Genomic DNA, 21,379 nt, shown 5'->3' on the forward strand with positions numbered 1-21,379 from the left:
CACCCGCCGTCGCGGACGTCCAATGTCATCATCGACGAGCCTGCCGACCGACGGAGCGACACCATGCCCCCCGCACGATCAACCAGCCCTCTCCCATCCCTAGCCGGCCAACTCGGCTGATGGACGTGCTACTGCTCGAAGCGCTGGGCATCGGCCTGATCCTCGGGCTGCTGCTCGGGCTGACAGGGGCCGGTGGATCGCTCGTCGCCCTGCCATTGCTGCTCAGTCTGCATCTACCCCTGCGCGACGCCATCGGCGTCAGCCTCGGAGCCGTGTCCATGTCGGCACTGATCGGGGCGATTCCCCGTGCCCGCCAGGGCCAGGTTGCCTGGCGCCCGGTGTTGCTGCTGGCCATTTGTGGCCTGCCGGGCAACGCCGCTGGCCAGTGGCTGGGGCAATACATTCCCGAGCGCTGGCTGATCATCGCCTTCTGCCTGCTGGTGCTCTGGTCGGCCTGGCGCATGTGGCGCGGTGCCAGCCTGCCGGCCAAGGAAAACGCCGAGGACCGCCAGCTGGCGCTGCTTGGCATCGGCGTCGGTGTCGGCCTGCTGTCCGGCTTGATGGGCGTCGGTGGCGGTTTTCTGATCGTCCCGGCACTGCTCTGGTTCACCTCCCTGTCACTGCTCAGCGCGATGGCCACGTCGATGGCCGTGATCGCGCTGGTCAGCGGCGGCGGTTTCCTGCTCTATCTCACCGACGCTCAACCCCCGCTTCCGCTGCTCGGTGGCCTGGCACTCGGTGGCGCCTTCGGCGTGCTGGCCGGCAACCGCCTGGCGCAGTATCTGAACAACAGCCTGCTGCAACGCCTGTTCGCCCTGATGCTGGTGCTGGTCAGTCTGTCGCTGGGGATCCAGAAGCTGGTCCTGGGCCACTGATCAGTACCGTTCGGGATCATCCCAGAACGGCCGGCGAGCCTCGCTTTCTATGTCGGCACGGCTACGTCCGATGTCCTTGAGCATGGCATCGCTGAGGCCAGCGAGCTGTCGACGCTGACGTGACAGCTCGTTCCAGCGCCGTACCCGCCGCCAGGCCCGCAGCAGTAGCCCGGCTCCGGGAATCACCGCCTTCTGCACATGCAGGACACGTTGCATGGCTATTTTCTGCGTATTCATCAGGCAACCCTCCTCTCAGGATTGGCGCCAGTCTTGCTCCGCGCTTAAGATCAATCCAACGAATGTTCCTTATGCCTCACATCTCGGAGATTGATGGATGGCCCAGTTCCCGAATATCGATACCGAACTGCTGCGCAGCTTCGTAGCCATTGCCGACCACGGTGGTTTCACCCGTGCAGCGGCTGCGGTCAACCGTACCCAGTCGGCCGTGAGCATGCAGATGAAGCGCCTCGAGGAAGATGTACTGGAGCGTCCGCTGTTCGATCGCAGCGGGCGCCAGGTCCGGCTGACTGCCGAGGGCCAGATTCTGCTGGGCTACGCCCGGCGCATCCTCAAGCTGCATGGCGAGGTGATGACCACGCTGCGCCAGCCGCACATGGTCGGCGCCGTGCGTATCGGCACCCCGGACGACTACGTCATGCGCTTCCTGCCCGGGATCCTGGCGCGTTTCGCCCAGGCCTATCCACTGGTGCAGGTCGAGGTGCACTGCGAGCCTTCCAGCCAGCTGCTACAACGTCGCGACCTCGATCTGAGTATCGTCACTCGCGAGCCGGGCACCGAGATCGGCCAGCTGTTGCGCCAGGAACATGTGGTCTGGGCGGCGGCACCCGGCTTCAATCTGGACGACCAGCGTCCCCTGCCGCTGGCGACCTTCAACACCGACTGTTTCTGTCGTGCCTGGGTGTGCAACGCGCTGGATGCCCGCGAGATCGATTACCGGATCGCCTACAGCAGTCCAAGCCTTGCCGCGATCATGGCCATCGTAGGTGCGGGTCTGGCATTGACCGCGCAGTTGCAGAGCCTGATCCCGGCCGAACTACGCATACTCGGCGAGACTGACGGGCTACCGGACCTGCCGCAGACCAGCATCGTCCTGCTGCGCAACCCACAGCGGCATTCGCCGGTCAGTGAAACCCTCGCAGGCTACATCGTCGATGGCTTCCGTCTGTAGGCGCCAGGAGATTCAGGAGCGCCCGGCCGCCAGCTCGTCAAAGACTTCGGGAACCAGGCCCGCTTCGTCTTTTTCGACCAGCCGCTGGCGCAGGCCGTCCTCCGCAGGCGAGTCGAGAATTGTCAGGAGGCGTGATCCACGCTCCGTCAGGACGAAATTTTCCCCATTGCCGCCCTGCTCCTCGGGACGGGTGACAATGAAGCCCCCCTCGAACAGCAGGCTTTCGTAATCGGCAGCCTCGGCTCGCAGGCTGTCCAGATTGGGTAGCGGCTGACCTTCGCTCTCCAGCTGAGCCGCGTGCTCTTCGGCATAGCGGCGCGGCTTGAAGCTCTCACTGGCACTGGTCTGGACTTCATGCAGCAGACGCTGGATCAGATCCCATTTGTAGCTCATGTGCGTTCTCCCGTAGCAGATATTCGCCCCGGAAACGAGGCGCCTATGCATACCGACCGTCTCCGGGGTACGGGGGTTCGCACTGAACTAAAGCGGTTGCGCTGCGATCCACTGCTCAGAACGACGAGCGAGGATCGAGCCATGAGAATGCTGACTATTGCCCTGACCGCCGCCCTGCTGGCCGCTCCCACCGCCCATGCGGCCTGCACGCCCGACGAGGTCAACGCCAAGGCCGAACAGCTGGCCGAGCGCGTCAACCAGCTCACCAAGAGCAACCCCGAGCGCGCACAAGAGATCAACGAAGAGATCAGCCAGATGCAAGCCAAGCGTACCGCCGATCAGCTGGGTGACGAGTGCGAGGCTTACGACAAGCGTCTGAAACAGATCGAAGAAGCGGAACGCCAGGCCGACATTCCGCCTGCGGACAGCCAGCGCTAACGCCGGCCGCCGCTCACTCGGCCGCCGGCTTCCTGCGCTTGAGCGGGGCCATGCCGTCCTGGCTGACCACCGGCGACGGCGTTTCACGCTTGGCACCGTTCGGGCGCTTGCCGGCAGGCTTGGACTTCTTCTCTGCGCCCTTTTTCTTGTCGATCTTTTTCTTCTTGCTGCCAGCGGCCTTGCCCGAAGCCTTGAGGTTCTTCGGCCCCTGATAGGTGCCTTTCAGCCCCTTGATCACACGCTTCTCGAAGCGTTGCTTGAGATAACGCTCGATGCTCGACATCAGGTTCCAGTCGTTGTGGCAGATCAGCGAGATCGCCAGGCCCTCGGCCCCGGCCCGTCCGGTACGACCGACGCGGTGTACGTACTCGTCACCGGAACGTGGCATATCGAAGTTGATCACCAGATCCATGCCCTCGATATCCAGCCCGCGCGCGGCCACATCGGTGGCGACCAGAACCTTCACGCCACCCTGCTTGAGGCGGTCGATGGCCAGCTTGCGCTCCTTCTGGTCCTTTTCCCCATGCAGCACGAAAACCTTGATGTCGCTGGCGACCAGGCGGCCATAAAGGCGGTCGGCCTGTACACGGGTGTTGGTGAAGATCACCGCCTTCTGGTAGGTCTCGTTGGCCAGTAGCCAGTGGACGAGTTGCTCCTTGTGGGCCGGATCGTCGGCCGTGATGATTTGCTGGCGCGTGGCCTCGTTCAGTTCGCTGACCCGGTTGAGCTGCAGATGCAGCGGATCACGCAGCACCTTGCCGACCATTTCACGCAGCCCGGCGCCGCCGCTGGTGGCGGAAAACAACAGGGTCTGCTGACGCTTCTCGCATTCACCGACCAGGCGCTGCATGTCCTCGGCAAATCCCATGTCGAGCATGCGGTCGGCTTCATCGATGATCAGAATCTCGACGTCCTTGAGAATGAGGCTTCCGGCATTGAGGTGCTCGATCAGCCGTCCCGGGGTGCCGATCAGCACGTCCGGCACCTTGCGCAACATCGCTGCCTGGACCTTGAAATCCTCGCCACCGGTAATCAGGCCAGACTTGATGAAGGTGAACTGCGAGAAACGTTCGACCTCCTTGAGCGTCTGCTGCGCCAGTTCGCGGGTTGGCAACAGGATCAGGGCTCGCACGTCGACCCGCGGCTGCGCATCGCCGATCAGCCGGTTGAGCATCGGCAGCACGAAGGCTGCGGTCTTGCCGCTACCGGTCTGGGCCGTCACACGCAGGTCGCGACCTTCCAGCGCCGGCGGGATCGCCGCCACCTGCACCGGGGTCGGCTCGACGAATTTGAGTTCGGCGACGGCCTTGAGCAGGCGTTCGTGCAGGGCGAATTGGTCAAACAAGGGAGCTACCTCGAAGGTCGAAGAAAAACGATGGCATAGGTTACCCCGTCTGCCGGGCAAAGGCGCGTTCTGTAACGGCCGGCATGTTTTCCCTGGCACACACAGGCTAAGCTGTCGGAAGCGAAGCGGCTTAATGCCAGGAGGCTCGCATGAAATCGACGAAGCGGATGGCGTTGCCGCGCGGCTGCCTGGTTGCATTGGCACTGTACGCAACGACAGGCGTAGCGCAATCGAACCTCGATCACCCTGCCGGCAAGGGCAAGGCCGATCGTGGGCAGGGACATCAGGCGTCATCACGGCAGGAGCATCGCCCTCAGGCGCCGTCGGTGGACATCGGCGCGGTCCGCGCCACGCTGCGAGACCATCGAAACCTGCTCACCGCCGCCTCTTCCCTGCCGCCGGGCATTCGGCAGAACCTGGCGCGCGGCAAACCGCTGCCCCCGGGCATCGCCAAGAATCTGGACAATCGCCTGCTGGGCCATCTGCCGCGCTACGAAGGCTACGAATGGAAACAGCTGGGGCGTGACGTGATTCTGGTCGCCATCGCTACCGGTCTGATCCACGAAATCCTGGAGAACGTGCTGGATTGAAGCCAGAAGGTGCACCGGACTGCCGAGTCCCGCGGCCCTGTCCGGCGATCGGGCTAGCTCGGCTCGCAGGTCAGCTTGATCCGCAGCCGAATCACGTCGCGCTTGAACTTCGACGTCAGCGCCTTACGCTCACCCGGCTGCAATTCCGTGCGGCGCGTGCGCGGCGCTTCCGGGCCGTTCTGGAACACCGCCGTGCAGACGGCTGCGGTTTTCCCGTAGTTCATCAGCAGCAGCCCGGCGAGGTCGCGATCGATGGTCTGTGGCTCGACGGTAATTTCTGCGCCATTGAGTTGCTGGTCGATATCGATGGGGTAGGTGGCCGCGGTAGCCGCCAGCGGCAGCACGGCAAAGAGCAGGTAACGGATTGTTTTCATTTGATTGAGCTCCTCGGCAGAGGGGCCAGCGTAGCAGACCTTGGCTGGGGTCTGGTGACGTTCCGCTCGCCCAGCAGCACCCGGCCGGAAGGGCTGCGCGACCCGCGCTGAAACCTCAACAGACCCTAAAGGAATCGAAGGAATGAAAGTGCCCCGTGTGACCCTCGATCAGTGGCGCACTCTGCAGGCGGTCATCGATCACGGCGGTTTCGCCCAGGCGGCCGAAGCACTGCATCGGTCGCAGTCCTCGGTCAGCTATACCGTGGCGCGCATGCAGGAGCAGCTTGGTGTGCCGCTGCTGCGCATCGACGGCCGCAAGGCGGTGCTGACCGAAGCGGGCGAGGTGCTGCTGCGGCGCTCCCGGCAACTGGTCACCCAGGCCAGCCAGCTGGAAGAACTGGCGCACCATATGGAGCAGGGCTGGGAAGCCGAGGTGCGGCTCGTGGTGGACGCGGCCTACCCCAGCGCCAAGCTGATCCGGGCGCTCAGCGCGTTCATGCCCAAGAGCCGGGGCTGCAGGGTGCGCCTGCGTGAGGAAGTGCTGTCCGGGGTCGAGGAGGTCCTCAAGGACGGCACCGCGGATATGGCGATCAGCGGCCTGGACATCACCGGCTATCTGGGCAACGAACTCAGCACCGTGGAATTCGTCGCCGTGGCCCATGCCGACCACACCCTGCACCAGCTCGGGCGCAAGCTGAGCGTGCAGGACCTGCAGAGCCAGATGCAGATCGTGGTGCGTGACACCGGCCTGCGCCAGCCACGCGATGCCGGCTGGCTGGGTGCAGAGCAACGCTGGACGGTTGGCAGCCTGGCCACCTCCGTGGCGTTCGTCAGCAGCGGCCTGGGCTTCGCCTGGTTGCCGCGTCACCTGATCGAGCGCGAGCTGGCCGAAGGCGTACTCAAGCCACTGCCTCTAGTCCAAGGCAGCATTCGCCGGCCGCTGTTCTATCTCTACACTAACCACGACCGGCCACTCGGCCCGGCCACACAGATTCTCATCGAGCTGATCAAGACGTACGATGCCGGACAGGCCACTACACTGGCCGGCTGACAGCTTCTCCCACATCAGGAAAAGACACCATGTTGAAACGCATTGCCCTCGCCGCCTGCTCCGTACTGCTGGCCGGCAACCTGCTTGCTGCGGAAAACCCTCGCGTTCTGCTGACCACCAGCCTGGGTGAGATCGAACTGGAACTCGAAGCAGAGAAGGCGCCTGTCAGCGTCGAAAACTTCATCGGTTACGTGGACAGCGGCTTCTATGACGGTACCGTGTTCCACCGCGTAATCCCGGGTTTCATGATTCAGGGCGGCGGATTCGGCGAAGGGCTGAACCAGAAGCCCACCCAGGCACCGATCAAGAACGAGGCGGACAACGGCCTGCACAATGTGCGCGGCACCGTCGCCATGGCCCGCACCCAGAACGTCAACTCGGCGACCAGCCAGTTCTTCATCAACCACCGCGACAATGATTTTCTCGACCACGGCAGCCGTGATTTCGGCTATGCGGTATTCGCCAAGGTAGTACGCGGCATGGAAGTGGTCGACCAGATCGCCCAGGTGCCCACCGGCAACCGCGCCATGATGCAGAACGTTCCGCTGACCCCGGTGAAGATCATCACTGCGAAGAAGCTCTGACCGTGAAGGGCCGGTTCGCCGGCCCTTTTTTCATTTGCGGCGGCACACACCCAGCTGCCGCCATCATGCGGCCCCTCAACCGACAGGAGATCGCGACATGAATGCTCCGCAAAGCCACCTGAACACAGCCGAAGGCGAAGCCCGGCTGCTGCAGGACCTGCTCAGTGCGGAACGCGCAGGCGCCAAGGTTGCCGGCGAGTCACTGCAGCAGACCACCGAACCGGACCAACGGCAGTTGCTCGAGCAGATCCGCCAGGGCGAGATCGAAAGCTGCAAATTGCTGCTCAACTGCCTGCAGCACCTCGGGCTGGAGCCCAACAGGGACACCGGTGCGTTCTACGGCAAGGCGATGGCCATCGAGCCGCTGGACGAGCGCCTGGCCTTCGTCGACAAAGGCCAGCAGTGGGTGATCCGCAAGCTGCGTGAATACCTGCCCGGCTGCCAGGACCCGCTGCTGCGCAGCGAACTGGAGCGGATGCTGCAGATTCACGAACAGAACAGCGCCGCGTCGCACTGAGCCACGTCACACGGGGTGGTCATCCGCCCGCCTGCCGATAAGGCAGCGCCTGGCGGGCGGATTCGGCATAGGCCAGCACCCCGAGCCGTTCCTGCCGCAGGAAATCCGCTACCGCCGCGCGCAATCCCGGATGCTGCAGGTAATGCCACGAGCGCGTGATGACCGGCTCGAAGCCGCGAATCAGCTTGTGCTCACCCTGCGCCCCGGCGTCGAAACGCTGCAGTCCAGCGGCGATGGCCTGGTCGATGCCCTGATAGAAGCAGGTTTCGAAATGCAGGCGATCGAACTCCGCCAGGCAGCCCCAGTAGCGGCCGTACAGGCACCCGTTGCCGCGCAGACTGAACGCCATCGCTACCGGCCTTGCACCCTGCTGCGCCAGCACCACACGAATCGCCTGCGGCATGCGTTCGGCCAGCAGGCTGAAGAAACTACGGCTCAAGTACGGCGCCTGTCCACGTACCCGGTAGGTGGTGGCGTAGCAGGCGTAGACGAAATCCCAGTCCGCCTCGCTGAGCTGATGGCCTTCGCGCCAATCGAACGTGATACCCTGCCCCGCTACCTGCTCGCGCTCCTTGCGCAACTGCTTGCGCTTGCGCGACGTCAGCCCATCGAGAAAGTCCTGGAAGTCGCGATAGCCGCGGTTGTGCCAGTGGAACTGGCAACCGATACGCTCCAGCCAACCCTCCCGCCCAGCCAGCACCTGGTCGGCCTGTGGCTCGGTGAAATTGACGTGCAAGCCGGACAGCCCATGCCCCTCCAGGCCCTCGGTGAGCGCATCGAGTAGCCCGTCGGCGGCCTGGATGTTGCCCAGCAGACGATTGCCGCCCACCGGGGTGAACGGCACCGCGCAGAGCAGCTTGGGGTAATAGGCGATGCCTGCCCGCTGGCAGGCGTCCGCCCAGGCCCAGTCGAAGACATACTCGCCGTAGGAATGGCTCTTGCGATACAGCGGCACGGCCGCCTGCAACCTGCCCTGATCATCGCGCAGCAACAGGTGGGCCGGCTGCCAGCCACTGCTCCCGCCGACGCTGCCGCTGTCTTCCAGCGATGAAAGGAAGGCGTGACGCAGAAAGGGCTGGTCATCGGCCAGCAAGGCATCCCATTCGGCGGGATCGAGCTCGGCGAGGCGGTGCAGGGTATGGATAGGCATGCGCGCCAGTTTGCCCCGGCAGCGCGACGAAAAAAAGCACATAAAAAAACCCGCCGAAAGGCGGGGTAAAAGGAGCATACACACGCAGCTTACTGGCTGCAGATGACGACGACGTTGCCGTCGTCATCCGGCTCGCCGGGGTACGCCTGAACCGCATCAGATTTACTGCTTCGCCCATTCCATGAAAGCCTTCCGGCTTTCCGGGCTGAGCATCAACCACAGTTGCTGCAGCGTGTTCAGGGTCGCATCGCTGTGAGGGAGGGTCTGCGAAGGCACAGCCGCTCTGGACGGAACGGGCACCGCTCCACCGGCCGTAGCGGCCTGGGCGCCATTCAGCGGCTCGACAGTGGACTGCGTGTAGCTGGTGGAATTGCCGACCAGCATCTGGGTCACGGCGGATGTCGGCTCAGCCCCCACCTGCGTCTCGATACGCTCACCGGTGCGCTGATTCGTAGACCAGCCGACAAAGGAATCCTTCATGAGCTGAGCTTCCTGCAGGTTGGCCGGCTCGTCGTACTCCAGCCTCCAGACATCACCCGCACGACCGTTCAGGCTATACACCGCACTGCGCGTGCGGACGATTTCGTGACTGAGGCCACCGCCGATATCGAAGCCGTTCTTGTAATAGGCACTGATCCGGTACTCGCCCGGCTGCAGATGCAACGTTTTGTTCGCGGTGCCGAAGGACGAGTTGGCCAAAGGCACTTCCTGGCCGTTGATATCCAATACTTCCAGCGTATTGGGCATTTCGACTACCACAACTTGCGTCTTGGGCAGTTCGGAGCCGGAATACAACTTCACATGGGATTGCTGCGCACAACCCGATAACAGGCCAACAATGGCGACCCATAAAATACGACGCATGAAAACTCCTTGGACACGATCAGCGATGGGCTGGTTGCACGAACCGGAATGGCCGCTCTATTGAGTTACAACCGGATAACAAGGATAAGAACAGATTATTTCAACCTAATGACAAAAAGCCGGGATACTCTCAAGGGAGTATCCCGGCTGTTTATTTTCCGATTTCTAATTCAGTTTAGAAATCGTAGCGCAGACCCACGGAGAAACCGGAGGCTTCTTCGCCGAGAGCGCCACCGGGAGTGGCGGAACGCGCCTGGCTCCAAGGCGTCAGAGCCACGTTTTCATCGTTGTCGAGCACCGCGTAGTTGGCGTAGACACGAACGGCCTTGTCCAGCTTGTGCTCTGCGCCGATTACCCACATGTCGGCATCGTAGTTCTTGGCGTCCGAATCGCGGGTCATCCACATGGCCTTGATAGCCGTGTCGGAGGTGATTTTGTACTCACCGCCCAGACCGAAGGTGTCAGAGCTCAGCTGGTCACGCAGGGCCTCGGTAGTAGCTTCGAAACCATCGTAATCGACGGTCTGGTAGAAACCGACGAGTTTGAAGGCGTCAGTCAGCTTGTAGGCGGCGGCGGTACGGATACCATCCCGCTCACCACGACCGGTGTCTTCCTCCATGGCCTCATAGGCCAGCGACGCCTCGAGCGGGCCTCCGACATAGTTCAGCGCCATGCTGATGCCATCGGAATCCTGATCTTCCTCGACCCACTGCCCTTCGTGGACGGAGTAGCCGAGCACTGCGTTGAAGCCGCCGAAGTTCGGAGTGGTGTACTGGACCGTATTGTCATAACGCTCGTCGAAGCGAGCATTGCCGACACGGGTCAGGTTGCGCATGTCGCCGACCTGATCACCGAACAGGTTGGCCGGACCGCGAGCCACCTTGAACGGGCTGTCGAAACGACCCAACTGTACGGCACCGAAATTGCCGCCAAGCCCCACGAAGGTATCGCGAGTAGCGAAAGCGGTACTGTTATCATCCTCACCACCGGTGGTGAAGTTGATCTGCTGCTCGATCTGGAAGAACGCTTTCAGATCGGGATTGATCTGATGGTCGCCTTTGAAGCCCAGGCGCGAAGAGTTACTGGAAATGTTGGTTTCGGAGTAGTCGCCACCGTCGTCCAGGAAGTCAGTGGAGACGTGCACGCGACCATAGACATTGACTTCTGCCGCAGCCAAAACAGGCATGACGGCAGCAGCACTTACAACAATCGCAATCAACTTCTTCTTCATCATCAGAAAGCTCCAGAGCTCCATTGGGTTTTGTATAACGTCGTCCTGCAAAAGACGTAAGGGTTGGCTGTTTCGGTCGAAGCGGAGTATGGAAATCGAATGTGACAGAGCGCTTGCTGGATTATGAAAATTTAAAGTCAAAGGAACTTTCCGTTAAAAAACGGAAAAGCCGGACGGCAGCAATGGAAATCACCGAGGGGTCGGGCAAGTCCCGATACCCGGCATTGGCCAGAAGAAAAAATGGAAAATGCAGGCGGCCAGACACACAACGGTGGCCTTCATTTATGTCGCCAATATCAACGGCGATGGGACCTGAACGCGCGGATTCATCCGCGCAGTTCGGTGTCTGGAACGATAGCGTGACGGACGTGCTTCAGCCCCTCGCGCGCTCTGCGGGGCGCCGAGCACCCGCCACGAGCTTGTCGACAGCCTTGGCCGCAGCCACCATGCCGAAACTGGCGGTGACCATGGTCACCGCGCCGAAGCCACCGGCGCAGTCGAGTTTTACGCCTTCGCCAACGAAACTCTTGCTCTGGCAGACGCCACCGTCGGGCTTCGGATAGCGCAGCTGTTCGGTGGAAAACACGCACGGCACGCTGTAGGTGCGCCCCGGCGTGCGCGAGAAGTTGTATTCGCGGCGCAATAGCGAACGCACCTTGGCTGCCAGCGGATCGTTGAAGGTCTTATTCAGGTCGGCGACCTGAATCTGCGTCGGATCGACCTGCCCGCCGGCGCCACCAGTGGTGATGATCTGGATCTTGCGCCGCTTGCACCAGGCAATCAGCGCCGCCTTGGCCGGCACGCTGTCGATGCAGTCGATCACGCAGTCCATGTCTTCAGTGATGTACTCGGCCATGGTTTCGCGGGTGACGAAATCGGCCACGGCGTGAACCCGGCAGGCCGGATTGATGGCGCGGATGCGCGTGGCCATCTCGTCCACCTTGGCTTTGCCCACGGCACCATCAAGGGCGTGAATCTGCCGGTTGGTATTGGTGATGCACACGTCATCCAGGTCAAACAGGCTGATCTCGCCGACGCCACTGCGCGCCAGCGCCTCGGCCGCCCAGGAGCCCACCCCGCCGATACCGACCACCGCGACATGCGCAGCCGCCAACCGCTCGAGGCCGACAAGGCCATACAGACGGGCTATGCCGCCGAAACGCTGATCATCGATGGTCATGCTGCACCCCTGGTGGATATCCGGCGATTATAAAGGCCAGCGCTCCCTTGACCACTCGCGGTGTCGCCCCATGCTGGGCTGAAGCCCACCCTTGTACCCAGGCCTCGAGGCATACGCCTGAAACAGAAAACAGTCCTGACGCAAAGCCGCCCGAACGAGGACGCCAGCCTTGCCGGCAAACCACCCTTTGATCCCACTTTCTGCGCTCTGACTCGGCACTTTTTAATTTACTATGGCGCCCTTTCCACGCCGCACCGGAGCCGTGATGACCGCCCCAGCCCTTTCCCCGACGCTCGAACTCGCCTGCGAGCTGATCAATCGCCCCTCGGTGACACCACTGGATGAAGGCTGCCAGCAGTTGATGAGCCAGCGCCTGGCGGCCTGCGGCTTCGCCATCGAGCCGATGCACATCGAGGACGTGGAAAACTTCTGGGCCATTCGCGGCAACGACGGCCCGGTGCTCTGCTTCGCCGGCCACACCGACGTGGTTCCGACCGGCCCGTTGCAGGCCTGGCGGAACCCACCGTTCGCCGCGCGCATCGACGAACAGGGCATGCTCCACGGCCGCGGCGCAGCGGACATGAAAGGCAGCCTCGCCGCGATGGTCGTCGCGGTGGAACGCTTCACCGCCGATCATCCGAATCACAAGGGCCAGATCGCCTTTCTCATCACCAGCGATGAGGAAGGCCCGGCGCACCACGGTACCAAGGCCGTCGTCGAGCGCCTGCGCGAGCGTGGCCAGCGCCTGGACTGGTGCATCGTCGGCGAACCGTCGAGCACCGCCCTGGTAGGTGACGTGGTGAAGAACGGCCGCCGCGGCTCGCTCGGCGGCTTGCTAAGCGTACGTGGCCAGCAGGGCCACGTGGCCTATCCGCATCTGGCAAAGAACCCAATCCACCTGGCCGCGCCTGCGCTGGCCGAGCTGGCCGCCGAGCACTGGGACGACGGCAATGCGTTCTTCCCGCCGACCAGCTTCCAGATCTCCAACCTGAATGCCGGCACCGGCGCAAGCAACGTCATCCCCGGCACACTGGAAGCGCTGTTCAACTTCCGCTTCTCCACCGAATCCACTGTGGAACAGCTGCAGCAGCGCACCGCCGCGATCCTCGACAAGCACGGTCTGGACTGGAGCGTCGACTGGGCGCTGTCCGGCCTGCCCTTTCTCACCGAACCGGGCGCACTGCTCGACGGCGTGGCCAAGGCGATCCGCAGCGTCACCGGCCGCGAAACCACGCCATCCACCAGTGGCGGTACTTCCGATGGGCGTTTCATCGCCACCCTCGGTACCCAAGTAGTCGAGCTAGGCCCGGTCAACGCGACGATCCACCAGGTCGACGAGCACATCCTCGCCAGCGACCTCGATGTGCTGACCGACATCTACTACCAGACCCTGGTGAACCTGCTCGCATGCTGATCTGCCCGATCTGCCAGGCACCGCTGAGCGCGGGCGACAACGGCGTCGCCTGCCCGGCCAACCACCGCTTCGATCGCGCGCGCCAGGGCTACCTGAACCTGCTGCCGGTGCAGCACAAGAACAGCCGCGATCCCGGCGACAACCAGGCCATGGTCGAAGCCCGCCGGCGTTTTCTCGACGCGGGTCATTACGCGCCGCTGGCCAGGCGCCTGGCCGAGCTGGCCGCCGAACGCGCCCCGCAGCGCTGGCTGGACATCGGCTGTGGCGAGGGCTACTACACCGCGCAGCTGGCCGAAGCACTGCCGAACGCCGGAGGCTTCGCGCTGGACATCTCCCGCGAGGCGATCAAGCGCGCCTGCAAGCGTGCGCCGCGACTCGAATGGCTGGTAGCGAGCATGGCCCGGGTACCCCTGGCCGATACCAGCTGCGACCTGCTGGCCAGCGTGTTCAGCCCGCTGGACTGGAACGAAGCCCGGCGTCTGCTCGCCCCCGGTGGTGGCCTGCTGCGCATGGGGCCGACCCGCGAGCACCTGTGGGAGCTGCGTGCGCGGCTCTATGACGAAGTGCGCGACTACGACGACGAGAAGCACCTGTCGCTGATCCCCCGGGGCATGCGCCTGGCCCATAGCGAAACGCTCAGCTACACACTGCAGCTGGACGACGCCCAAGCCCGCGCCGATCTGCTGGCCATGACCCCGCACGGCTGGCGTGCCAGCGCCGAACGCCGCGCCGCAGTGATCGACAGTCACCTCAGCGTGCGGGTTGCGATACGCTACGACTGGATCGAACGAATTTCCTAGGGCCCGGATGCTTCCTCCGACACAACACATAAGGCAGTCGCCCATGCGTCAACCCGATATCGAGATTTACCTCAGGGATGCCAGCCAGGAGGCAGTCGGCGAGTGGCTGGCCCAGGCCATCGGCCCCTGCACCGCCTGGCAGCAGAAGGGCCAGACCTTCAAGTGCAACGCCAGCGGGATTCCGGTGACCTGGCTACCTAAAGCGGTCGGCAAATGGCACTGCCTGCTGCTGGAAAGCGACGCCACTCCCTGGCCGGATGACCTGGCCTGCGCCCGTGCCGCCCACGTCGCGCTGGGCGTAGAAATCCGCTGCGCGCCGGGCGGCTGGCAGGAAGAGGAAGCCGATGAAGAGGCCGATCGCTGGATTCGCATCAGCGCTGACGGCGAAGAAGAAATCGTCTGGCGGACGGGTTGATCGACCGGACCCGCGAAGTGCCGGCTCTCGGGATGCGTCAGGCTGACTGGCACGTGGTGGGCTGAAGTCCACCCTACGCCCAAATCGCCTCCAGCCCGTAGAATGCGCTCAGCCCACCGCGACGGCGCATGACGCCATGCTGGAAAAACAAAGCCCGTCATCAAGACGGGCTCCATTTTTCCGCAACCGGAGTCAGAGGCCGGCAACGTCCTCGGCCTGCAGGCCCTTCTGGCCCTGAATCACCGAAAACTCCACCTGCTGCCCCTCGGCCAGCGAGCGATGGCCTTCGCCGCGGATAGCGCGGTAATGCACGAACACGTCGGCGCCATTACCCCGCTGAATGAATCCGTAGCCCTTTGCATCGTTGAACCACTTGACGGTTCCGGTCTCGCGTTCAGCCATTACCACTTCTCCAGTTGCTTTTTGTTATTCCTCGAACGAGGGTTCTACCGACTGGCTTTCGTGCACCCGGCTGCAGCGCAAATGCGAATCGAAAGCGGCCGTTGCCGGAGTATAAAACAACGATTTTCGCTGTCAGCCGATTTTTGCAGCGTAGCTCCTCAAACCCTTTTTCCAGCCCGGCCGAAGCCGGGCCGAAGCCGGGCCGAGGACGGCGTCAAACGCCGCGGCGACGCCGCCACAGCCAGAGGCCGATCACGCAGAGCGTCAGCAGCAGCGGCACCAGCGCGATATTGACGAACTTCAGCGTGCGCCCCAGCGCGTCGATATCGGCGTTGAGCTGGTAGCGCACCTCGCGCAGTTCCTTGCGAATGCGGACCTTCTCCTGCAGGAACTGACGCAATGCCTGCTCCTGCTCGCCGGTCAGTTCCAGCGCCTGTTCAGGGTCAGGACTCTGCAATTCGGCCAGCTTCTGCTCGGTATCGGCCAGACGCTGCTGCAGCATGTCCTCCTTCTCGCGAAAGCGGTTCTCGGCCTGGCGCTGCAAGGCCTCCACCACCACGAACGGGCGAGTGAAACGACCACGGGAGCGCACGCTGATCAGCGCATCGGTGCCACTGAGATTGTCCAGTGCATTGATCACGAAGGTGCCGTTGTCGGCCCAGGGCTGCGGAACGCGCTGGCCGAAGAAGTCCTGCACCTGCACCCACATGCGGTCGCTGAGCATGTCGGTATCGGCGACGGCGATCACGTTGATGTTCTGGCTTTCCTTGATACCCTCCTCGCGGCCTTCGATGCCGTCGGGGAAGGCGGTTTTCGCCGGTCCCTGGATGCGCGCCGCCAGGGTATAGCGCTCGCCGGTCGGCTCGAGGCCGAGCAGCAGTGTCTCGGGGTCGTCCAGCGTGGCAAAGCGCTGGGCTTCGACCGGCATGCTGTATTCGGAGCTGCTGGCCAGCGGCGTGAAACGCGTCGTGGCGCCCTCCAGCGGCTCAAGAATACCGGCGCTGGCCATGGTGATGTTTTCCAGCGCGGCCGTGGTCACGTCGCTCTGATCCAGTGCGCCACGCGGCAGGCTCAACCAGCCTGCATGGCGAACCGGACGCCGCTCGGCACCAACGCCGACCGACATGGCATAAGCCGCATCGGCCACCGCCTGTTGCGGCAGCATGCGCACGCCCCAGGCCTTCAGCAGCGGCTCCAGGTCGGACGCCCGCTCCTCGCCGAACTCGCCCGGGCCGATCCCCATGCCTGGGTCGGCCTCGCTGTGCGGATCGAGGAAAACCAGCAGCTTGCCGCCGCGCAGGACGAACTGGTCGATGGCATACAGCGTCTGTTCCGGCAGGTCCTTGGGATGGATCAGCAGCAGCACCGACACACTGGTCGGGATCAGGTCGACATCACGACGCAGGCTCTCGATGTGGAACAGCTGGCGGACCTCTTCCAGCACCATCCATGGCGGCGTCATCTGCTGGCTGCGCATATCGAAGCCTCCAGTCAACTGCAGACCAGAGAGCACCCCGACCACCGGCAGCTCGGCCGTCGCCAGGCTCTGCACCAGCCGGCTGATCTCGTATTCGAGGAACTCTTCCTGATCCAGCGGGAAGAACGGAATGATCTGCCTCGCCCCTTCGGCATTGGTACCGGCCAGACCGAAGTAGACCTTGTCGCCGCCCTGGTTCAACGGTACCGCCTGCAGGCCGAACTCGGCGGCACGGTCCTCCTCCTCGGAGAACGGCTGCGGGTCGATGACGTGCAGCCTGAGCTTGCCGCCCGAAGCACGCTGATAGGCCTTGAGCATCTCCTCGACGCGGCGCGCGTAGTTGCGCAGCGCCACCAGCTCCTTGGCCGTCTCGTCCGAATAGAAGAAGTGCAGCTCGATCGGCTCCTGCAGGCCGTCTAGAATGTGCTCGGTGCCCTCGGAGATGGTGTAGAGCTGCTGCTCGGTCAGGTCCAGCCGGGCATTGCTGAAGAGCATGCCTGACAGCCCGTTGAACAGCAGAAACGCCAGCGCGATCAGCAGCAGCCCGGCACCGGAATGGATGACTCGTTTCATGTCTGTTCCCTCAGGCGGCTTTCTTCAGGTCGACGACCACGGCGGTGGCGGCCAGCCAGGCGATGATCAGCGTGACGAAATACAGCAGGTCACGCAGATCAATCACGCCCTTGCTGATGGAGTCGAAACGGATCAGGAAGCTCAGCGAGGCGACTGCGTCGATCAGCCACTGCGGCGCCCAGGCGAAGGCATCCAGCACCATCGGCAGGCCGCTGGCGATGAACAGGAAGCACACCGCAACCGAAAGGATGAAGGCGATCACCTGGTTCTTCGCCAGCGCCGACATGCATGAGCCGATCGCCAGGAAAGCACCGGCCAGCAACCAGCTGCCAAGGTAACCCGCGACGATCACCCCGTTGTCCGGCTCGCCCAGGTAGTTGACGGTAATGACCATCGGGAAGGTCAGCAGCAACGCGATGCCGGCGAACACCCAGGCCGCGAGGAACTTGCCGGTCACCGCCTCGAAGCGGGTGATCGGCAGGGTCATCAAGAGCTCGATCGAGCCGGACTTGCGCTCCTCGGCCCACAGCCGCATGGCGATCGCCGGCACCAGGAACAGATACAGCCAGGTATGAAAACTGAAAAAGGGCGTCAGGTCGGCCTGGCCACGCTCGTAGAAGCCGCCCAGATAGAAGGTGAACACCCCGGACAGCACCAGGAATATCACGATGAAGACATAGGCGAGCGGCGTGGCGAAGTAGCTGCCCAGCTCGCGCTTGAAAATGACCGGCAACTGGCTCATAGCACCTCCCCGCGCGTCAGGTTACGAAACACCTCATCCAGCCTGCCGCGCTCCACGTCGAGCTCCTTCACCAGCCAGCCCCGCTGGGCGATCAGTGCGCTGACCTGCGGAAAGATCACCTGGCCCGGCTGTGCCAGCAGGGTCAGGCTGTGCTCGCACTCGTTGAGTTCGACGCCGGCTACACCCGGCAGTGCGGCCAGGGCAACGTCATCCAGTGGCTCATCGCTGACCAGGGTGACGGCCTGGTGATACTTCGAACGGCTTTCCAGCTCCAGCGGCGTGCTGTCGGCCTCCAACCGGCCGCCGGCGATCACCACCGCACGGGTGCACACCGCACTGACTTCCTCGAGGATATGGGTGGAAATGATGACGATCTTGTCCTGCGCCAGCCCCTGGATCAGCTGGCGCACCTGATGCTTCTGGTTCGGGTCGAGGCCATCGGTGGGCTCGTCGAGGATCAGCACCTCGGGGTCATGCAGGATCGCCTGGGCCAGGCCGACGCGCCGCTTGAAGCCCTTGGACAGGGTTTCGATGGACTGGCCCAGGACCTTATCCAGTTCCACCTGCGCCACTGCGGCTTCGACCCGCTGACGCCTGTCCGCGCCACGAAAGCCACGTATTTCAGCGATGAACTCGAGAAAGCCGCGCACCGTCATGTCGCCATAGCAGGGCGCCCCCTCGGGCAGATAACCGATCCGCCGCTGGGCCTGCAGCGTCTGGGTCCTGATGTCGTGACCGAGAATGCTGGCGGTGCCGGAGGTCGGCGCCAGAAAGCCGGTCAGCATCTTCATCGTGGTCGACTTGCCCGCCCCGTTCGGGCCGAGGAAACCCAGCACCTCTCCACGCTGGACCTGGAACGACAGGTCATCGACAGCCGTGTGCTGGGCAAAACGCTTGGTCAGGTTGCTAATTTCGATCATGGCTCTCACCAGTGCGCCGAAGGCCTGGCACGCCGCCCGTGCGACACGGACCAGGCCCTGCCAAAAATGCCGGCGGAACTATAAAGAGAGCCACGCGGCGAATGCAACCGCGCAAGTATGGCGGATGGATTGCCGGAGATTGCACGAAATCAGCGGGGCTGGATCGCAGCGTGGAGCCCCGCCAAAGCGCTCGACTGGCAGCGTTGGAGCAAAGCGCTGCGCGATTGCACTTCGTGGGCGTCAGAGTTTTTGCCCGTCACCGCCGCTTGCTGCACACTTGCCGCCTTCGAGGGCTCTGCCCCTTCCACAGCCGAATCTGCCGTATGACCCGTTCCCCCATCCGCCGTCTGATTTTCTCCCTGCTGCGCCGCGTGCTGTATTTCTGGGTGCGTTCGGAAACCATCAACCAGTCCGCCTTCACCCTCAAGCTGGATCGCAGCAAGCCGGTGTTCTACGTCCTGCAGCAGGCTTCGCTGAGCGACCTCGCCGTGCTCGACGCCGAATGCAGCAAGGCCGGCCTGCCGCGTCCGGTCGCCTCTGTGGCGGTGGGCGAGCATATCGAGCCGGCGGCGTTCTTCTTCCTCAACCCGGCGGCGAGCTGGTTCGGTCGGCGCGCGCGGCTGGTGGCGCCACCGGCGCTGGTACGCCTGGTCGGCGCGCTGGAACACAACGCCGTGGAAAATGCGCAGATCATCCCGGTCAGCGTGTTCTGGGGGCAGTCACCGAACCGCGAGACCAGCGCCTGGAAGCTGCTGTTCGCCGACAGCTGGGCGGTCACCGGGCGGCTGCGCAAGCTGCTCAGCATCCTGGTGCTGGGCCGCAAGACCCGCGTGCAGTTCTCCGCGCCGATCCAGCTCAACGAACTGGTGGCGCAGAACAAGGGCCACGAGCGCACCCTGCGCATGGTTCACCGCATGCTGCGCGTACATTTCCGCAACCAGAAGACCGCAGTGATCGGCCCCGATCTGTCGCACCGACGCAATCTGGTCAAGGGCCTGGTACACGCCCCGCAGGTGCGCCAGGCGATTCGCGACGAGGCCGAGCGCGAGCACATTTCCATCGAGAAGGCCGAGGCCAAGGCGCTGCGCTACGGCAACGAGATCGCCTCGGACTATGCCTACACCGCCGTGCGTTTTCTCGAAGTGGTGCTGTCCTGGTTCTGGAACAAGATCTACGACGGCATCCGCGTCAACCATCTCGAGCCGCTGCAGGATGCCGTGCAGGGGCATGAGGTGATCTACGTGCCCTGCCACCGCAGCCATATCGATTACCTGCTGCTGTCCTACCTGCTGTTCCGCAATGGCCTGACGCCGCCGCACATCGCCGCCGGCATCAACCTCAACATGCCGGTCATCGGCAGCCTGCTGCGCCGCGGTGGCGCCTTCTTCATGCGCCGCTCGTTCAAGGGCAACCCGCTGTATACCTCGGTGTTCAACGAATACCTGCACAGCCTCTTCAGCCGAGGCTTCCCGGTGGAGTATTTCGTCGAGGGCGGCCGCTCGCGCACCGGGCGCATGTTGCGACCGAAAACCGGCATGCTGGCGCTGACCCTGCGCAGTTATGTGCGCTCCTCGCGCCTGCCGATTCTCTTCGTACCGGTCTACATCGGCTACGAGCGCGTACTCGAAGGCCGCACCTACCTGGGCGAGTTGCGCGGCGCGGCGAAGAAGAAGGAGTCGATCTTCGACATCTTCAAGGTCATCGGCGCACTCAAGCAGCGCTTCGGCCAGGTCTGGGTCAACTTCGGCGAGCCGCTCAAGCTCAACGAGTTTCTCGAGCAGGAACAGCCCGGCTGGCGCCAGCAGACCTATGCGCCGGAGTACCGCCCCGAATGGCTCAATGAGACCACCAATCGCCTGGCCGAGCGCATCGCCCAGCGCCTGAACGAGGCGGCCGCAGTCAACCCGGTCAACCTGGTGGCGCTGGCGATGCTCTCCACCAGCCGTCAGGCGCTGGACCAGCAATCCCTGGCGCGGATTCTCGATCTCTACCAGGCGCTGCTGCGCGCAGTGCCCTACTCGCCGCATACCACGCTGCCGGAGGGCGACGGCAACAGCCTGATCGCCTACGTGAAAAGCCTCGACCTGCTCGCCGAACAGAAGGATGCGCTGGGCAACATCCTCTACCTGGACGAGCAGAACGCGGTGCTGATGACCTACTACCGCAACAACGTGATGCACATCTTCGCCCTGCCGGCGCTGCTGGCGAGTTTCTTCCAGAGCAGTTCGCGCATCAGCCGCGAGCAGATCCAGCGCTTCACCGAGGCGCTGTACCCCTATCTGCGCGCGGAGCTGTTCATACGCTGGGAGGTCGAGGAGCTGAGCGCGGTGGTCGATCAGTGGCTGGCCGCCTTCGTCGAACACGGTCTGCTCAGGCAGGACGGCGACAGCTATGTGCGCCCGGCGCCCAGCTCGCGGCAGTTCGTACTGCTCACCCTGCTGGCACGCGTGGTCGTGCAGACGCTACAGCGCTTCTACATGGCGACCTCGCTGCTGCTCAACAGCGGCCAGCACAGCCTGAGCGCCGAGGAGCTGGAGAACCTCTGCACGGTCATGGCCCAGCGCCTGTCGATCCTGCACGGACTGAACGCGCCGGAGTTCTTCGACAAGACGCTGTTCCGCCACTTCATCCAGAGCATGCAGGAGCAGGGCGTGGTCAGCGCCGATGACAACGGCCGGCTGGGCTATCACGAAGAGCTGGCCGAACTCGCCGAGGGTGCAGCCAAGCGCGTGTTGCCGGCGGAGATTCGCCTGTCGATCCGCCAGGTGGCGCTGGAGCGGCATCACGACGAGCCCGACACACCGCCATCTGCATCCGACGCCCAGGATTGATCCATACTCCGGCAACCACCTCTC

At 63.6% G+C, this 21,379-nt stretch carries 23 protein-coding genes; 11 read left to right on the top strand and 12 right to left on the bottom strand.

What is annotated here, in order from left to right:
• Positions 1-119 precede the first annotated feature (119 nt).
• Positions 120-875: a sulfite exporter TauE/SafE family protein gene (locus tag B597_RS25740; protein ID WP_003293447.1), complete on the top strand. Its 756-nt coding sequence runs from the start codon at positions 120-122 to the stop codon at positions 873-875.
• On the opposite strand, the gene B597_RS25745 is transcribed toward B597_RS25740, so the two are convergent.
• Positions 876-1,112, bottom strand: a complete 237-nt coding sequence (locus B597_RS25745) for a DUF1127 domain-containing protein (RefSeq protein WP_003293445.1) — start codon at positions 1,110-1,112, stop codon at positions 876-878. It abuts the gene before it with no gap.
• A 97-nt stretch (positions 1,113-1,209) separates the two neighbouring features.
• On the opposite strand from B597_RS25745, the gene B597_RS25750 reads away from it, so the two are divergent.
• Entirely contained in the window at positions 1,210-2,064 is an 855-nt protein-coding gene (locus tag B597_RS25750; RefSeq protein WP_003293442.1) for a LysR substrate-binding domain-containing protein, read from the top strand.
• A 12-nt stretch (positions 2,065-2,076) separates the two neighbouring features.
• On the opposite strand, the gene B597_RS25755 is transcribed toward B597_RS25750, so the two are convergent.
• The gene (locus B597_RS25755; protein ID WP_003293440.1) at positions 2,077-2,457 is read right to left on the bottom strand and encodes a hypothetical protein; all 381 of its coding nucleotides are present in this window, start codon (positions 2,455-2,457) and stop codon (positions 2,077-2,079) included.
• Between the two features lie 141 nt (positions 2,458-2,598).
• On the opposite strand from B597_RS25755, the gene B597_RS25760 reads away from it, so the two are divergent.
• Positions 2,599-2,895, top strand: a complete 297-nt coding sequence (locus B597_RS25760) for a hypothetical protein (RefSeq protein WP_031323182.1) — start codon at positions 2,599-2,601, stop codon at positions 2,893-2,895.
• A 13-nt stretch (positions 2,896-2,908) separates the two neighbouring features.
• Here the strand turns inward: B597_RS25760 and B597_RS25765 are convergent, their stop codons facing one another.
• The gene (locus tag B597_RS25765; RefSeq protein WP_003293438.1) at positions 2,909-4,240 is read right to left on the bottom strand and encodes a DEAD/DEAH box helicase; all 1,332 of its coding nucleotides are present in this window, start codon (positions 4,238-4,240) and stop codon (positions 2,909-2,911) included.
• Between the two features lie 149 nt (positions 4,241-4,389).
• On the opposite strand from B597_RS25765, the gene B597_RS25770 reads away from it, so the two are divergent.
• A complete protein-coding gene (locus B597_RS25770; RefSeq protein WP_003293436.1) occupies positions 4,390-4,830 on the top strand; it encodes an anti-virulence regulator CigR family protein in 441 nt (146 codons plus the stop codon).
• Positions 4,831-4,883: 53 nt separating this feature from the next.
• Here the strand turns inward: B597_RS25770 and B597_RS25775 are convergent, their stop codons facing one another.
• Positions 4,884-5,204, bottom strand: coding sequence for a hypothetical protein (locus tag B597_RS25775; protein ID WP_003293435.1), 321 nt, complete (start codon positions 5,202-5,204; stop codon positions 4,884-4,886).
• A gap of 142 nt (positions 5,205-5,346) precedes the next feature.
• Between B597_RS25775 and B597_RS25780 the strand changes: the two genes are divergently transcribed.
• The 3 genes from B597_RS25780 to B597_RS25790 all read left to right on the top strand — a co-directional run bounded on the left by B597_RS25780 (position 5,347) and on the right by B597_RS25790 (position 7,356).
• Entirely contained in the window at positions 5,347-6,255 is a 909-nt protein-coding gene (locus tag B597_RS25780; RefSeq protein WP_003293434.1) for a LysR family transcriptional regulator, read from the top strand.
• 29 nt (positions 6,256-6,284) lie between these two features.
• Positions 6,285-6,839 carry a peptidylprolyl isomerase A gene (locus B597_RS25785; RefSeq protein WP_003293432.1) on the top strand — a complete coding sequence of 185 codons (555 nt, stop codon included), beginning with the start codon at positions 6,285-6,287 and terminating at the stop codon, positions 6,837-6,839.
• A 97-nt stretch (positions 6,840-6,936) separates the two neighbouring features.
• The gene (locus B597_RS25790) at positions 6,937-7,356 is read left to right on the top strand and encodes a DUF6306 domain-containing protein (protein WP_003293431.1); all 420 of its coding nucleotides are present in this window, start codon (positions 6,937-6,939) and stop codon (positions 7,354-7,356) included.
• Between the two features lie 19 nt (positions 7,357-7,375).
• Here the strand turns inward: B597_RS25790 and B597_RS25795 are convergent, their stop codons facing one another.
• The 4 genes from B597_RS25795 to tcdA all read right to left on the bottom strand — a co-directional run bounded on the left by B597_RS25795 (position 7,376) and on the right by tcdA (position 11,781).
• A complete protein-coding gene (locus B597_RS25795) occupies positions 7,376-8,506 on the bottom strand; it encodes a GNAT family N-acetyltransferase (RefSeq protein WP_003293429.1) in 1,131 nt (376 codons plus the stop codon).
• Positions 8,507-8,668: 162 nt separating this feature from the next.
• A complete protein-coding gene (locus B597_RS25800; protein ID WP_031323183.1) occupies positions 8,669-9,370 on the bottom strand; it encodes a DUF2057 family protein in 702 nt (233 codons plus the stop codon).
• Positions 9,371-9,545: 175 nt separating this feature from the next.
• Positions 9,546-10,604, bottom strand: a complete 1,059-nt coding sequence (locus B597_RS25805; RefSeq protein ID WP_024161622.1) for a porin — start codon at positions 10,602-10,604, stop codon at positions 9,546-9,548.
• Between the two features lie 370 nt (positions 10,605-10,974).
• Positions 10,975-11,781, bottom strand: coding sequence for a tRNA cyclic N6-threonylcarbamoyladenosine(37) synthase TcdA (gene tcdA / locus B597_RS25810; RefSeq protein ID WP_024161623.1), 807 nt, complete (start codon positions 11,779-11,781; stop codon positions 10,975-10,977).
• 265 nt (positions 11,782-12,046) lie between these two features.
• Between tcdA and dapE the strand changes: the two genes are divergently transcribed.
• The 3 genes from dapE to B597_RS25825 are packed head-to-tail and all read left to right on the top strand — an operon-like array spanning position 12,047 to position 14,410.
• Positions 12,047-13,195 carry a succinyl-diaminopimelate desuccinylase gene (dapE, locus tag B597_RS25815; RefSeq protein ID WP_003293424.1) on the top strand — a complete coding sequence of 383 codons (1,149 nt, stop codon included), beginning with the start codon at positions 12,047-12,049 and terminating at the stop codon, positions 13,193-13,195.
• Positions 13,189-13,995, top strand: a complete 807-nt coding sequence (locus B597_RS25820; RefSeq protein ID WP_024161624.1) for a putative RNA methyltransferase — start codon at positions 13,189-13,191, stop codon at positions 13,993-13,995. The genes dapE and B597_RS25820 overlap by 7 nt, the downstream gene beginning before the upstream one ends.
• 43 nt (positions 13,996-14,038) lie before the next feature.
• Positions 14,039-14,410, top strand: a complete 372-nt coding sequence (locus B597_RS25825) for a hypothetical protein (protein WP_003293423.1) — start codon at positions 14,039-14,041, stop codon at positions 14,408-14,410.
• A gap of 192 nt (positions 14,411-14,602) precedes the next feature.
• On the opposite strand, the gene B597_RS25830 is transcribed toward B597_RS25825, so the two are convergent.
• The 4 genes from B597_RS25830 to B597_RS25845 all read right to left on the bottom strand — a co-directional run bounded on the left by B597_RS25830 (position 14,603) and on the right by B597_RS25845 (position 18,524).
• Positions 14,603-14,812 (bottom strand): cold-shock protein, encoded by a 210-nt coding sequence (locus B597_RS25830; RefSeq protein ID WP_003293422.1) that lies wholly within the window; start codon positions 14,810-14,812, stop codon positions 14,603-14,605.
• 214 nt (positions 14,813-15,026) lie between these two features.
• On the bottom strand, positions 15,027-16,862 hold the full coding sequence (locus B597_RS25835) for a Gldg family protein (protein WP_003293420.1): 1,836 nt from the start codon (positions 16,860-16,862) through the stop codon (positions 15,027-15,029).
• Between the two features lie 10 nt (positions 16,863-16,872).
• A complete protein-coding gene (locus B597_RS25840; RefSeq protein WP_003293418.1) occupies positions 16,873-17,604 on the bottom strand; it encodes an ABC transporter permease subunit in 732 nt (243 codons plus the stop codon).
• On the bottom strand, positions 17,601-18,524 hold the full coding sequence (locus B597_RS25845; protein WP_003293417.1) for an ABC transporter ATP-binding protein: 924 nt from the start codon (positions 18,522-18,524) through the stop codon (positions 17,601-17,603). Before B597_RS25845 ends, B597_RS25840 begins: the two co-directional genes overlap by 4 nt.
• 323 nt (positions 18,525-18,847) lie before the next feature.
• On the opposite strand from B597_RS25845, the gene plsB reads away from it, so the two are divergent.
• A complete protein-coding gene (plsB, locus tag B597_RS25850; RefSeq protein ID WP_003293415.1) occupies positions 18,848-21,355 on the top strand; it encodes a glycerol-3-phosphate 1-O-acyltransferase PlsB in 2,508 nt (835 codons plus the stop codon).
• Positions 21,356-21,379 lie beyond the last annotated feature (24 nt).

Source organism: Stutzerimonas stutzeri KOS6 (assembly GCF_000307775.2).
Lineage (GTDB): Bacteria > Pseudomonadota > Gammaproteobacteria > Pseudomonadales > Pseudomonadaceae > Stutzerimonas > Stutzerimonas stutzeri_B.

Coding starts and splice junctions, on each gene's coding strand:
- B597_RS25740 (WP_003293447.1), top strand. CDS start 120: ATGGACGTGCTACTGCTCGAAGCGCTGGGCATCGGCCTGATCCTCGGG.
- B597_RS25745 (WP_003293445.1), bottom strand. CDS start 1,112: ATGAATACGCAGAAAATAGCCATGCAACGTGTCCTGCATGTGCAGAAG.
- B597_RS25750 (WP_003293442.1), top strand. CDS start 1,210: ATGGCCCAGTTCCCGAATATCGATACCGAACTGCTGCGCAGCTTCGTA.
- B597_RS25755 (WP_003293440.1), bottom strand. CDS start 2,457: ATGAGCTACAAATGGGATCTGATCCAGCGTCTGCTGCATGAAGTCCAG.
- B597_RS25760 (WP_031323182.1), top strand. CDS start 2,599: ATGAGAATGCTGACTATTGCCCTGACCGCCGCCCTGCTGGCCGCTCCC.
- B597_RS25770 (WP_003293436.1), top strand. CDS start 4,390: ATGAAATCGACGAAGCGGATGGCGTTGCCGCGCGGCTGCCTGGTTGCA.
- B597_RS25775 (WP_003293435.1), bottom strand. CDS start 5,204: ATGAAAACAATCCGTTACCTGCTCTTTGCCGTGCTGCCGCTGGCGGCT.
- B597_RS25780 (WP_003293434.1), top strand. CDS start 5,347: ATGAAAGTGCCCCGTGTGACCCTCGATCAGTGGCGCACTCTGCAGGCG.
- B597_RS25785 (WP_003293432.1), top strand. CDS start 6,285: ATGTTGAAACGCATTGCCCTCGCCGCCTGCTCCGTACTGCTGGCCGGC.
- B597_RS25790 (WP_003293431.1), top strand. CDS start 6,937: ATGAATGCTCCGCAAAGCCACCTGAACACAGCCGAAGGCGAAGCCCGG.
- B597_RS25795 (WP_003293429.1), bottom strand. CDS start 8,506: ATGCCTATCCATACCCTGCACCGCCTCGCCGAGCTCGATCCCGCCGAA.
- B597_RS25800 (WP_031323183.1), bottom strand. CDS start 9,370: ATGCGTCGTATTTTATGGGTCGCCATTGTTGGCCTGTTATCGGGTTGT.
- B597_RS25805 (WP_024161622.1), bottom strand. CDS start 10,604: ATGATGAAGAAGAAGTTGATTGCGATTGTTGTAAGTGCTGCTGCCGTC.
- tcdA (WP_024161623.1), bottom strand. CDS start 11,781: ATGACCATCGATGATCAGCGTTTCGGCGGCATAGCCCGTCTGTATGGC.
- dapE (WP_003293424.1), top strand. CDS start 12,047: ATGACCGCCCCAGCCCTTTCCCCGACGCTCGAACTCGCCTGCGAGCTG.
- B597_RS25820 (WP_024161624.1), top strand. CDS start 13,189: ATGCTGATCTGCCCGATCTGCCAGGCACCGCTGAGCGCGGGCGACAAC.
- B597_RS25825 (WP_003293423.1), top strand. CDS start 14,039: ATGCGTCAACCCGATATCGAGATTTACCTCAGGGATGCCAGCCAGGAG.
- B597_RS25830 (WP_003293422.1), bottom strand. CDS start 14,812: ATGGCTGAACGCGAGACCGGAACCGTCAAGTGGTTCAACGATGCAAAG.
- B597_RS25835 (WP_003293420.1), bottom strand. CDS start 16,862: ATGAAACGAGTCATCCATTCCGGTGCCGGGCTGCTGCTGATCGCGCTG.
- B597_RS25840 (WP_003293418.1), bottom strand. CDS start 17,604: ATGAGCCAGTTGCCGGTCATTTTCAAGCGCGAGCTGGGCAGCTACTTC.
- B597_RS25845 (WP_003293417.1), bottom strand. CDS start 18,524: ATGATCGAAATTAGCAACCTGACCAAGCGTTTTGCCCAGCACACGGCT.
- plsB (WP_003293415.1), top strand. CDS start 18,848: ATGACCCGTTCCCCCATCCGCCGTCTGATTTTCTCCCTGCTGCGCCGC.